Below are 12,808 nucleotides of genomic sequence, written 5' to 3' on the forward strand. Positions count from 1 at the left end.
AGCTGTGACTAATAGAAAAATAAATGAATTAAGTGATTCTGAGCAACTCATGTACTGTACTATAAGGATTGAATCCGAAGATATTTTAGGAAATGTTAGCACGGGTACCGGTTTCTATTTCCAATTTGATATCAATGATAAAGATATACCAGTTATTATTACAAATAAGCATGTAATTAAAGGAGGAATATATGGGAACTTAGTTATTAAATTAAGAAGTAGTGATAGTCAATACATCATAGATGGTCAAGAACGTTTTCGAATAGGTAAGTTTGAAGAAAGTTGGATAATGCATCCTGATCCTGAAGTGGATTTGTGCTGCTTACTTATCGGACCTATCATTAATGAAATGAAGAAGCAAGGAAAACACCTCTTTTATAAAACTTTTTATGAAGATTCTATTATTACTAAAACAGAGAGAGATGATTTAACTGCTATAGAAGATATTACAATGATTGGATACCCGAATGGATTATGGGATGAAGTAAATAATCATCCAATCATGAGACATGGAAAAACTGCCACACACCCTGCATATAATTACAACGGAAAAGAAGAATTTTTAATAGATGTAGCCTGTTATCATGGATCTAGTGGCTCCCCTGTTGTACTATTTAATCAAGGAGTTTATTTAAATAGAAAAGGCGAATTTATTGCTGGAACAAGGCTTAAGTTATTAGGTGTTCTATATGCCGGACCTCAAGTAATTAATACGGGGGAAATAAAAATAGCCACTATAGAAACTCGACAAGAAGCAATATCCATCACTCGTTCTATGATGAATTTGGGTATTATAATTAAATCGGAAAAAGTATTGGATTTAAAAACTTTGGTAGATGCTTTTATAAACAAACATTAATATTAAGACCACTCTATTAAGAGTGGTCTTTTGTTTTATAAGGGGATGGTACAGTGTCGGTCATAAAATATCGTCAGACTTTACAAGCTGCTATTGATGCTGCGGCATCCGGCGATTTAGAGGTGGATTTGGCTGGTGGATCGGTCTGGGTCAAAGGCCGAGTTGATTGGCGACCAGGTGTTAATGTCAAGAATGGCACGATCAAGTTTGAAGATGCCGCCCACTTGGTACATGGAGATAGCACTGGAATGGAAGATATTATTATCGAATCCCGTCAAGGCAATCTGGCAGCAGACGGCGTGACGCAGAATCCTATTGTAGAAATCGTCAATGGCCGAGATAACAAGTTCCGGCGTATTACCGTAAATGGAGACAACCCACGCACGGCCTTCTTGTGTAAAACTCGTGCATATAACGTCTTGGCGGAAGATATAACGATCGCAGGCAATCTGGGATATGGCTTGTTATATGATGATGGAATATCTGAGCGGAAGAATCCGAAGTATCGTATTTTCGATGGTGAAGATTACGCAGGAGAGTCACTGGGAGCTGGAGTAACTATTCGCCGGTTTCAGTATGGTCATGCAGGCCAGAAGAACCCGGGAGACGCAATAGAGATCAATGCTCCAATGTGTGGATTCCGTGATGTGCTTATTGAAGATCCTGTCATTAACAAAGTGGTTAAAGGTGACAGTAAAGGATTAGGGATTGCTGGAGCCAATTGCACTGGGGTGAGGATCTACAGAGCTATTGTCAGAAATGCTGAACGTTCTGGAATTCACTTTGAAAAAGGCGGAGACCATCTGGTAGATGGGTTTGATATTACGGGCGGCGGCCGAGCCATCAGCATTGGTCACACAGCCGGCACTATCTTCCGGAACGGCAGCTGCATTGATAACGAACAGTGGCTGACATCCTACAATACGCTTGATCCGGATCTATTCGGCCCGGCTACTGGCTTGGTATTTGAAAACGCACTATTAAAAGGTGCCACGAAAAACGGAATCCTGATTTCTAATGCGGAAAGCTATCTGCTGCGGAACTTGGAGATAACGGATTATATGGGGGCAGACGATGCAATATTCGTTTTCTACCAAGAAGACCTTGCAAAGATTCGCCAAGGAGTTACCAAATCCAAAATTGACCGTGTTGTCTTTACAAAGGGTAGCCGTGGAATCATACCGGCAGCTTTGATTGACATATCGAATAGCCCGAACAATGAAGTAGTCAATGTATTTTCGCCGGACTTGCCGCGCAAGATTCGGATCGATGGTAATTTAATAAATTTCTAAGCCGGCCAACCATGGGCGGTTTTATTTTTTATATATGAGAGGAGAATTATTATGAATTTCGGACAAGCGATTGAAGCATTGAAACAAGGGAAAAAGGTTGCTCGTACAGGATGGAATGGTAAAGGGATGTGGATTGTCCTTATGCCAGCGCTTCAATTGCCACCTCATTCTACCCAGGAACCGGGAGCGAAGGTTAATGACCGCACGGCTAAACATATTGGTGTAGATACTCCGCTGGACTCACAGCCGTATATTGCTATGTGGACCGCTGCAAAGCAATGGCAACCTGGATGGCTGGCTTCTCAGGCAGATATGCTTGCCGAGGATTGGGAAGCTGTACAATAAACCTTATCTGCTAATTTAAATCTGTGCCGCTATTATCCGATATAGGATCTGGAGGTGGCAAGATGTTTGAAATAGATTGGAACCAAAGCTTGGCTGGAGCATGGCCTTTAATTAGAGCTGCTATTGGGATGCTAATAGTAGCAGCTGTGTTTATCGGAGCTTTCTTAACCATGCCAAACGGGGTACCGAAAAAAGTAATTGCATATATTTCGCCGTTTGTAGTAGTGGGAGTATTTTTATACTTACTAATGCAAATTTAAACTAAGTCGCCTTTGACGGCTTTTTTATTTTTGTGGAAGGAGAACTGAAATGACCAAAAATCCAATCGATCAGTTTATTGCTACGGTCAAGAAACTGGATGAGAAAGAAGAATCATTTATGCCGGACATGGCTGCTGCTATCGAGAAGCATCTGGGTGATCGGTATGAAGGTGGGCAGCTTGAGCGCTATCTGAGTGACATTTTCACATCAGGTTATACGCCAGCTGAGGTTAAAAACTACCTGATTGACCTGGCGAAGCGCGTAGACCGCACAGATCGGGGTGATACAGATGGGTGATGAATTGGGAGCAGCAGCACTTGGTAAAGCGTCACAAGCTCTGTATGAGGCAGGGCGACCGATACGCGCATTTGCTGCCCAGGACAATAACCGGTTTTATATGCTTCACGGGACATTAACCGATAGCCCCGTACCAACAACGGCAGGCACAACGTATCAATCATTGCAGCGAACTTATGCACGCGCTAAACAGATTGTTTTTACGTTGTCCAGCGGTACATCTGACGGGACCCTCACTGTATATTGGTCGCGTAATGGTATCACGTTCAGTTCAGAAACTCTTACAGCAGTACAAGAGCCTGTATCAAAGAGATATCAATATGAAAAGCTCATTACCGGATCTATCATTGCAGCCTACTATGTTTTCAAAGAAGGTGCAGCTGCCGGATCAATCTTCGGCGGTATTGGTACTACAGAAAGTGTGGTGAGCTGATGGCAGACTTATTATCTCCGCATAGTAAGGTGAAAAGCACTCATGCGGAAGTATCATATACTGCCGGATGGATGCAGGGGCAGACCGATAACTCTGGGCATAATACAGGTGATAAGTACGCGACGACAACTGCTGCAGGCGAAGTTATTACGATTGCTAATGATACCCTCGCTTTCACAGATGCTATTCTTTTCGTGTATGGCGCGCAGCATGCCGGAATTCTGCAAGTGAAAGTAGATGGCGTGTTACAAAAGGCGCCGGATGGCTCCACAGACTGGGATTGCTATCTCTATATAGACGGTCAGGTCAATGCGATGAAGAACGCAGCCATGATCCATCTGACCGGTCTACCAAGGGCGACTCATAAGGTCGAGATCATCAGTACAGGACGCAAAGGCCCTAAGTCATCCGGTACAACTGTAGGATTCAATTACATGTACATTCTGGACCCTGATACAAAGCTGGGACGTCCACTGGATGGCGTAATCCTATGGTATGGAGATAGTAATAGCGATCGATCCGGCGGATGGTGTGATAAGCAGATCAAACGGTTGATTAACAATTGCTGGCCGGGAAACCGCATACGGCATGAATACGCAACACGGCCGTCGCTCAGCAGTGATTATATTCGTTTTATGCCTAATGAAATCCGGGCGAAAAATCCGTCTTTCCTCAGTTTAATGCTGAACACCAATGATTTACCGCGTCCAGAGATTGATAGTAAAGCGAATGTCGAAGCAGCTATCAAGATATGTCGGGATGACTTCGGTATACCTATCCAGTTATGCACGATCCTGCCACGCTATGGTTTGAATGAATATAGCTGGAATAAAGTGAACGCGCAGATCAGGGAGTTGGCATCCAAGTATAGTACACCGCTGGTAGACCTGAACACGTACATCAGCAACAATACGACAATGACAACTACCCCATTTATGGCAGATGGTATCCATTTGGATGCAGTTGGAGATAACCTGGCAGCGCATCATTTGTTCGATACCATGACAGCACCAGGACATCCATTCCGAACGATGCTGTGATAAGGAGGCATTATGGAAAATATTCTTTTGATCGATGAAGCTGAATCAGCTACGTTCAAAACGACAGTCGTGGGGCAGAAGAAGCAGATCACTATTGCCGTTTCTGGAACAGCATCATCTGCAACAGTTAACTTCAAGGGACGATCCGGCGGAGTGACTGCTTCATTGGCTGGTATACGTCCGGACTATACGACAGGTAGTTCAGCAGGGATGAATGAAGTATGGAAGTTTGACCTATCTGGACTGACACATTTTACGGTTGAAGTTGCATCAGTATCTGGTGGCAATGTTACCGTGCAAGGGAGATGGTAAGCATTTTGAATGCAAATATTGTTGATCATATCGGCAGCAAGGTAACGGTATGGACGAAGGATGGTAATGCTGCTGAGAACCGGCAGCTGCATACAGTAGATGAATTCGGCATTGTAATCTCCAATCAAGATAAAAAACGCACATTCATTCCATGGTGTCAGATTAAATATATAGATTATGCGGATGAAAATGCAGTTAAACGTCAGCCTGTGGGAGAAATTCTTCTTACTTCAAATGGTAGTTTATCATCATTTTCAAGCGAAGAGCTTTTTCAAGAACTTAGAGGTAGGGAATATAAACCCAGTGATAGAATCGAACTTGATGGCAATATGGGTTTAGAAGTACGCATAGTCAGTAAAGATGGATTGCTTCGTGGAAATATGGATATCATTCCAGGACCAGCAACTATTTTTATTAAGGAATTCTAGTTTTTAATAAATTTAAGACCCCGGGGGTGGTGATCATGTAGTGGGCAGACAGAGAGACCCAAAACGAGACGAAGCCTTTGATATATACCGATCCAGCGACGGCAAAACCAGCTTGGTTGATATCGCAAACGAATTGGGAGTATCTGCAGGTACCGTACGTGGCTGGAAAGCAAAAGATGGCTGGGACACTAAACTAACATCTGATTCTGGTGAGATCAATCAGACATCAATAGATGATTTATATGCTGCAGCTGTAAATATTGTAGGACAAGCAAAGAAAGCTTCAGCAAAGCTGATACAAGAGCGATTAGGCATTGAACCTGCAATAGCAGCCGGACTTATAAACGCCATGGAGCAGAATGGCATAGTCAGTCCGCAGGATGGAGATAAGCCCAGAAAGGTCGATCTTAATGCGATCAGAAGCGTTGCCTCCAGTGAACCCAAACGTCAAACTGCTCCAAAGAAAGATACGGAACGTTCCAAAAATACGGAGCGCTCCAAAAAGAAACAGAACGTTTCAGAACGGAGAAAGCCACCGCCTGAACCAGAAGCTGAACAAGAGTTACCAGATATACCTGATGAAAGCGGTCTAACAACGAAGCAACGCATGTTCATTTTGGAATATCTGCGAGACTTCAATGCTACACGAGCCGCAATCGCTGCCGGATACAGCAGGAGATCCGCCCATGTGACGGGCTGGGACAACCTGAGGAATCCTAAAATAAAGCAAGAAATCGACAAAGTCAAAGACGATCTGGTCGATGGATTGGGATTAAGTGTGCAGCGCATTGTTATGGAGTACATGAAAATCGCATTTGCTGATATTACTGACTATGTAGCATTCGGTCGACAAGAGGTTCCTGTAATGGGGATGTTCGGTCCGGTTAAGCTTAATGGTCAGGTGCTGATGGAAGAAGTCAATTATGTCGAGTTCAAAGAGTCTGATGAAATTGACGGAACTGTCGTCTCTCAGGTGAAGATGGGGAAAGACGGAGCCAGCATCAAGCTATACGATAAGATGGCTGCCCTCAAGCAACTTGAGAAATATACGACCTTCCTTACTGATACGCAGAAAGTACAGCTGGAAAAAGCACGTTTGGAAGTTGCCAAGCTGCGCGGCGAGGATCTGACCGACGAAGACAACGACGATGGATTCATGGAAGCATTGGGCGGCATAGCTGCCGAGGTGTGGCCGGATGAAAATTAAAAGACCCAAATTCAACTGGCGGCCATTCAGTCATAAGCAAAAGCAAATATTGACCTGGTGGAATGAAAATTCTGCTGTAAAAGACAAAGAGGGGATTATTGCTGACGGAGCGATCCGGAGTGGTAAGACTGTATCGATGTCTTTTTCTTATGTCATGTGGGCGATGGAGACATTCCAGGGACAAAACTTTGGTATGGCCGGCAAAACGATCGGCAGCTTTCGGCGGAACGTTCTATTTTGGCTGAAGCTGATGCTGGTTAGCCGTGGATACAGGGTAAAGGATGCCCGTGCTGACAATATGGTCACTGTTACCAAAAAAGGTGTAGAGAATTATTTCTATATCTTTGGCGGTAAAGATGAGCGATCGCAGGACTTGATTCAGGGTATTACGCTGGCTGGTATGTTTTTTGATGAGGTTGCTCTAATGCCAGCCTCATTTGTTAACCAGGCAACCGGCCGCTGCTCGGTGGATGGATCAAAGTTCTGGTTCAACTGTAACCCGGATGGTCCCTATCACTGGTTTAAAACAGACTGGATCGATAAGATCGCCGAGAAGCGACTGCTGCACCTGCACTTCACGATGGATGATAACCTGTCCCTGTCGGAACGAATTAAAGAACGTTATCGTTCCATGTATAGCGGCGTGTTCTATAAGCGTTACATTCTCGGCTTATGGGCAATGGCAGAAGGTGTTATCTATGACATGTTCGATGAAGTTGAGAACGTCATACAAACCGGTATGCTGCCAACCGAATATCAGAAATACTATGTCGGGGTCGATTATGGCCATACGAATGCAACGGTATTCCTGCTATTTGGGGAGATAAACAAAAAGCTGTATATCATCAAAGAGTATTACCATAGCGGAGCCAATGACGCCAAAGCACCGAGTGATTACGCTCGTGATTTTGTGGAGTTCATTGCAGATGTTGATATAAAGAAAATCTTTATTGATCCATCTGCGAAGGGATTTATTACTGAATTGAAAAAGATGGGTGTCCGCCGGATCGAGGAGGCAGATAATGATGTGCTGCCCGGCATTGAATCTGTAGCGGTTGCTCTTAAAGAAAAGCAGCTCTTTGTATCTGTGCTGTGTACAGAGACGATCAAAGAGTTTTTCAGTTATATCTGGGATGTTAAAGCGTCAGAACGCGGCGACGATAAGCCTACCAAGCAGAATGACCACGCTATGGATGCACTGCGATATGTCATTTACACGGTGATGGGCAAACCACGTCGTTCCAAATTCATTGTATAGGGGAGGTGAACATTTTTGGAGGAAGCACAACCGTCAAAGAAAGCCAAATCTGCTGTTATACTGCCTACTGCTGGTAGTGGGATAGGAGGTACCCGATCTAAACCGACAATGCTTTCATTTGCCACACTCAGGAATATGGCGAAGGTGCCGGCTATAGCAGCTATCATCAATACACGACTTAATCAGGTAGCCCGCTTTGCCCGTAGGCCGCGATTTGATGGTGATATGGGCTTTAAGATCGGATTCAAGAACCCGCAGCAGAAGATGAGTAAGGCAGCCCAGCAACGTGCATTTCAGCTGGAGGAATTCTTTCTGCGCACTGGTAACTGGAGTAACCCGCAGCGGAATGATAATTTCGATCAGTTTCTGCGTCGGATCGTCCGAGATACCCTGACGCTGGATGCAATGGCTTGGGAGAATGTGTTGACGCGGCGGGGAGATATAACAGATATATTCGCTGTTGATGCAGCTACAATTGAACTGCTGCCTATAGCCCCTGCTTCTGAGGCGTTTACAGCGCCTGATTACCAGTCGATGACCAATTACAATGAACCAGACCCTATCGCCTTTATTCAGCGGGTAGAGGGCCGAGTAGCAGCAGAATATAACCGCAAGGAAATGGCCTATAGTATTCGTAACCCGCGTACTGATATCGAGTTTTCTGATTTTGGTATGAGTGAGCTGGAGAACCTGGTAGAGATCGTGACCGGCATCATAAACGGTGTCCGGTACAATACATCGTACTTCTCATATAACAGCCTGCCGCAGGGTGTGCTGGAGTTTATCGGTAAATACGATGAAGAGGACTTTGAAGCGTTCGAACGTCACTGGAAGACGCTGACGAGCGGAGCGCAGGGTAAATGGGCAGTACCGGTTATGGGCTTAGAAGAGGGCAGCGGATTTAAATTCACACCATTTAAATCTAGTAACCAGGACATGCAGTTTAATGAGTTTCTGGAATTCCTGTTCAACATCAGCTGTGCAGTATATCAGATTGACCCGAACGAAGTTGGTTTTAAATCATGGACCAGCGGATCGGGTATGTCCCAGTCGGACAATACCAAAGTCAAAATTGATAGCAGCATGGATAAAGGCTTTATACCGCTGATGCATTTCTTATCTAATTCCTTCAATCAAAACATTCTGGATATTATCGCACCGGAGTTCGCCTTTTACTGGACTGGATTGGACGATGAAGAGGAAGAGCGCAAGGCGCAGCGGCTGAAAGATGATATCGAAATGGGGATCATTACTGTGGCAGAGGCTCGGCAGCAGCGCGGGTTACCAGTACCCGAGGATGCGGTATGGATGCATGCGCCAGCCAACCAAGTGCTGATACAGGCCTATATGGCTTCCATACAGCTAAACAGCAGCGGCAATGAGGAACCCGTAGAAGACGATCCACCGGATACTGGAGAGGAGGAAGCCGAAGATGACAAGGAAGCGATTGAGAAGTCGTTGGACATTGTTGTTTCTTGGGCTGATTACTGATGCCAAAAGTCAACATTCAGCTGCCGCCTGAACTGCGTTCCTTCTCTGATGAGGAAAAGCTGCAGGTGATTGAGGAGATCCGGAAGGCGCTAAAGGTATCACCGACAAAAACGGTGGAACAGGAAGGTCGCAGTATGTGGGACCCTTCGGATGATCCGCTCATCGCCCAGCTTGAAGATGATTTTTATGCAAAGCTGGATACTGCTGCTCAACAGGCCAACGCTGAAACCGTAGCAGTACTTGATCTTCCAGCAGAGCAGTTGCGAAAATCGAATGCATTGGACCGATTCAAGGCATACGTCAAAAAGTTCCGTGAGCGGCTATCTGCTTTGAACCATAAGGTTAAGCGTAAGAACCCGGCAGAAGTATTGCAGCAGATTGATGATATATGGAGAAAGCGGACAAAGCCGCTGAGTCGCCTGGCAGAAAAGTACATTGTTCGTTCAGCTTTGGCAGCCCGGTTACGGGTAGAGGCTGAAGAACGAGGAATTGATTTGCCCGAGGATGTTATCGATAAGCTGCCGGTGACGATTACAGCAGCTGAGAAAGAGCCGTTTCCTTTTACTTTATGGGATAAGCAAGAGCAAATCGAAATTGTAGCACTCTCACCAGCTGAGATATCTGCTATGGAACATGCTGTACTGAGTGCTGCTGAAAAGATTGGTCAAATATCTGATAGCCATCGTGCAGGAGTTAAGCAGTTGGTGATTCAGTCTATGAAAGAGCGCTGGGGAGCGGACAAGCTTTCTCAAGCGCTTTTTGACGTGTACAGCATTCAGAATCGTGACTGGCGGCGTGTAGCGATCACAGAACTTGCCATGGCTACCAATGATGCTTACATTGCCGGACTACGGGAAGGCGACGTAGTGAAAGTACCAATCGTCCCCGGAGCGTGCAAGCACTGTCAGCGTCTACTGGAAGGAGAGACATTCATCGTTTCTCAAACGCCGCAGGAAGATGGCAAGAAGTATGTGTGGCCAGGCAAAAGTAATATCGGGCGTACAGCTGCGAACTGGTGGGCTTGTGTCCCACTGCATCCGCACTGCCGACACCGCTGGATCAGATCATTTCAAAAAGGAGGTGAGAGAAATTGATTAAAGGAGATTCGTTCCGATTATTTGTACCACTGGAAAAGTCGGTTGATATGGATGGAGCTGGCGACTACATTGTTGAAGGTGTTATGTCGTCAGATGATACAGATGAGCAGAATGACAGTATCACACCAGCAGGTATGGACACTTCTTACTTTCTGAGTAAAGGCTGGATCAAGTGGGAACACGGCAATACTCCAGATCAGTTCATTGGTGAACCGCTTGACGTCCGGATCGGGGAATTCCAACATCCGGTAACTCAGAAATCTATCAATGGTGTCTACGTCAAAGGCAAGCTGTATGCCAATCGTAATTTAACCATGCAGGCAGTTGTAGCCATGGAGGACCTGCAGAAGTCACAGAGCAGCAGGCGGGTAGGCTGGAGTATCGAAGGCGGCGTTGTCGAACGTTGCAAGCAGACAGGCAAGATTATCAAATCGGTTCTGCGTAATGTAGTACTGACCATGAATCCGGTCAATACAGTCACCTATGCCGAACTCGTAAAATCATTCAATCAGGGAGATGAAGAATATATGGAAAACAACAATCAAGGCACAGAAAACCAAGGGAACAATGAAGTCGCAATCGCTTTGGCAGGCATTTCAAAATCGATGACACAGATCATCAAGCAAAATGGGGAGACTCAGGAACTGGTAAAGTCCCTGACAGAAGAGAACAGCACTCTCAAAACAGAAGTCGAAGAGCTGCGTAAGTCCTTGGATCAGCCGCAAATGCGTAAAAGCTACACTGGCCCGCGCGATCAACAAGGTATCACACGTCCAGAAGATAGTGCACAAAAATCGCGTGAAGAAGTACTGGCGATTCTGGAAAAATCGTTTGAAGCAGGCGATCTGAGCGGGAATGAAGTCATTCGTTATGAGTCTGGCACACCGATCAGTCACCTGAACTTGCCAGCATCTGTAAAAGAAAAACTTGGGGTTTAAGAAGGGGGATAAATAAATGAGCAATTTGCAAAATCTGCCAGATGGTTTCGGCCAAATGACACAAAATGATCTTGAAGCTTTAACAAAAGCTATGGGTACTGGTACACCGGGCGCCGCATATGGAGAAGGTCTCTATGGCGATATGTCTGCTATTCGCCCACAATCACTTGAATCGACACTTCGGGTAGTGACTGCCAGAGAAGAACATCTTTCACTGTGGCGCCGGATCGGTAAGCCGGGTGCAAACAGCACAGTAGAAGAATTTAACGTTCTCGACAGCTATGGTAACGATGGAGATCCATTTATCGTCGAGGGTGGACGTCCGCAGGAGTACAACAGTAACTATATCCGTCAAACTGCACTGGTCAAATTCATGGGCGTAACCCGTGGTGTGACTATGCCAATGCAATTTTCACAAACGGTAGGCGTGGGAGACGCTATGGCAGCTGAGACAAGGAACGGTACAATGTGGTTGCTGCAGCAGGTAGAAAAAAGCCTCTTCTTCGGTGACAGTGGAAAGAATCCACTGGCATTTGATGGCATTTTGGCGCAGGTTAAACGCTTTGTAAAAGGGAAGTCGTTTGAGAATCAGCACATCATCGACATGCGTGGACAGCCACTGGATGAAAATATCCTTGAGGATGCTGCTACGATCGTATCGGATAACTTTGGTGGAGCTAACCTGGAAATGTATCTGACCAACCAAGTTCACAAAGATTTCTCGAAGCTGTTTATCGGTCCAAATGGTCGTCAGCGTGTAATTGATATCGGCAGCAATGTTCGTATGGGTCAACCGGTTCGTGGATATGCAGCGAATGCGGCAAATATCGATTTCATTCCGGATCGTTTCTTGAAACCTGAAGGACCACCAAAGCTGCTGTCTCAAAAAGGAGCGCCGGCGGTACCATCATCTGCTACTGCTGAAGTGGTAGCCGATATAACATCTCGGTTGGAAGCAGGCTCTTACTACTACTTTGTATCTGCTAAAGGTGCGAAAGGCGAATCTGCTGCTGTAGCTACTGCGTCTGTAGCTGCTGCTGCCAAACAAAAGGTGAATATCACAATTCCACGAGTGCTGAATGATGATGCAGCTTTGGCAGCTACCAGCTATAAAGTATACCGTGGCACAAGCAGTAATCCAGAGAAAGCCCAATTCCTTACGGAAGTACCGGATGCGGGTAATGGAGCAACACAGGTATTGGTAGATAACGGTGACGATCTGCCAGGCTGTGAATATGCGTTCCTCATCGATAATGATGCAGAAGATGTTCTGGCATTCAAAAAACTGGCGGACCTGATGCGTGTACCTCTGGGCTTGGTCGATACGACTCAACGTTTCATGATCCTGATGTTCGGTATGCTGCAGGTATACAATCCTCGTCGTATTGTTGTATTTAAAAATGTCGGCAAGCTGGGTACAAACAGCAACCGCGATATGTTTGGACCATCTTACGGTGCTCAATCCTACGGTACAATCAAACCAACAACGCGATAAAGAGATCGTTAACTTATAACGGTCTCTTTTTTATTGCCTGAAAGGAGAAAAGAAG

At 45.5% G+C, this 12,808-nt stretch carries 15 protein-coding genes; all 15 read left to right on the forward strand.

Going from position 1 to position 12,808, the window contains the following annotated elements:
* Positions 1–4 precede the first annotated feature (4 nt).
* The 15 genes from H065_RS26275 (at position 5) to H065_RS0117910 (ending at position 12,753) form a co-directional block, all read left to right on the forward strand.
* The gene (locus H065_RS26275; RefSeq protein WP_017814448.1) at positions 5–859 is read left to right on the forward strand and encodes a S1 family peptidase; all 855 of its coding nucleotides are present in this window, start codon (positions 5–7) and stop codon (positions 857–859) included.
* Positions 860–912: 53 nt separating this feature from the next.
* Positions 913–2,151 carry a hypothetical protein gene (locus H065_RS0117845; protein ID WP_017814449.1) on the forward strand — a complete coding sequence of 413 codons (1,239 nt, stop codon included), beginning with the start codon at positions 913–915 and terminating at the stop codon, positions 2,149–2,151.
* A 51-nt stretch (positions 2,152–2,202) separates the two neighbouring features.
* On the forward strand, positions 2,203–2,496 hold the full coding sequence (locus tag H065_RS0117850) for a DUF2829 domain-containing protein (RefSeq protein WP_017814450.1): 294 nt from the start codon (positions 2,203–2,205) through the stop codon (positions 2,494–2,496).
* Positions 2,497–2,558: 62 nt separating this feature from the next.
* Complete coding sequence (locus tag H065_RS0117855) at positions 2,559–2,756, forward strand: hypothetical protein (RefSeq protein WP_017814451.1); 198 nt, start codon at positions 2,559–2,561, stop codon at positions 2,754–2,756.
* Between the two features lie 49 nt (positions 2,757–2,805).
* On the forward strand, positions 2,806–3,054 hold the full coding sequence (locus H065_RS0117860) for a hypothetical protein (protein ID WP_017814452.1): 249 nt from the start codon (positions 2,806–2,808) through the stop codon (positions 3,052–3,054).
* Positions 3,047–3,487, forward strand: coding sequence for a hypothetical protein (locus H065_RS0117865; RefSeq protein ID WP_017814453.1), 441 nt, complete (start codon positions 3,047–3,049; stop codon positions 3,485–3,487). Before H065_RS0117860 ends, H065_RS0117865 begins: the two co-directional genes overlap by 8 nt.
* 29 nt (positions 3,488–3,516) lie before the next feature.
* Positions 3,517–4,527 carry an SGNH/GDSL hydrolase family protein gene (locus H065_RS0117870; protein ID WP_238557985.1) on the forward strand — a complete coding sequence of 337 codons (1,011 nt, stop codon included), beginning with the start codon at positions 3,517–3,519 and terminating at the stop codon, positions 4,525–4,527.
* A 12-nt stretch (positions 4,528–4,539) separates the two neighbouring features.
* Positions 4,540–4,839: a hypothetical protein gene (locus H065_RS0117875; RefSeq protein WP_017814455.1), complete on the forward strand. Its 300-nt coding sequence runs from the start codon at positions 4,540–4,542 to the stop codon at positions 4,837–4,839.
* 5 nt (positions 4,840–4,844) lie between these two features.
* Positions 4,845–5,267 carry a hypothetical protein gene (locus tag H065_RS0117880; RefSeq protein WP_017814456.1) on the forward strand — a complete coding sequence of 141 codons (423 nt, stop codon included), beginning with the start codon at positions 4,845–4,847 and terminating at the stop codon, positions 5,265–5,267.
* Positions 5,268–5,307: 40 nt separating this feature from the next.
* Positions 5,308–6,474, forward strand: a complete 1,167-nt coding sequence (locus tag H065_RS0117885) for a terminase small subunit (protein ID WP_017814457.1) — start codon at positions 5,308–5,310, stop codon at positions 6,472–6,474.
* Entirely contained in the window at positions 6,464–7,732 is a 1,269-nt protein-coding gene (locus tag H065_RS0117890; RefSeq protein ID WP_017814458.1) for a PBSX family phage terminase large subunit, read from the forward strand. Before H065_RS0117885 ends, H065_RS0117890 begins: the two co-directional genes overlap by 11 nt.
* A 15-nt stretch (positions 7,733–7,747) precedes the next feature.
* Complete coding sequence (locus H065_RS0117895) at positions 7,748–9,223, forward strand: phage portal protein (RefSeq protein WP_017814459.1); 1,476 nt, start codon at positions 7,748–7,750, stop codon at positions 9,221–9,223.
* Entirely contained in the window at positions 9,223–10,317 is a 1,095-nt protein-coding gene (locus tag H065_RS0117900; protein WP_017814460.1) for a hypothetical protein, read from the forward strand. Before H065_RS0117895 ends, H065_RS0117900 begins: the two co-directional genes overlap by 1 nt.
* Positions 10,314–11,258: a hypothetical protein gene (locus H065_RS0117905; protein WP_017814461.1), complete on the forward strand. Its 945-nt coding sequence runs from the start codon at positions 10,314–10,316 to the stop codon at positions 11,256–11,258. The genes H065_RS0117900 and H065_RS0117905 overlap by 4 nt, the downstream gene beginning before the upstream one ends.
* A gap of 16 nt (positions 11,259–11,274) precedes the next feature.
* Positions 11,275–12,753 carry an SU10 major capsid protein gene (locus H065_RS0117910; protein ID WP_017814462.1) on the forward strand — a complete coding sequence of 493 codons (1,479 nt, stop codon included), beginning with the start codon at positions 11,275–11,277 and terminating at the stop codon, positions 12,751–12,753.
* Positions 12,754–12,808: the final 55 nt, after the last annotated feature.

This window comes from Paenibacillus shenyangensis, from assembly GCF_000346635.1.
GTDB lineage: Bacteria > Bacillota > Bacilli > Paenibacillales > Paenibacillaceae > Saccharibacillus > Saccharibacillus dauci.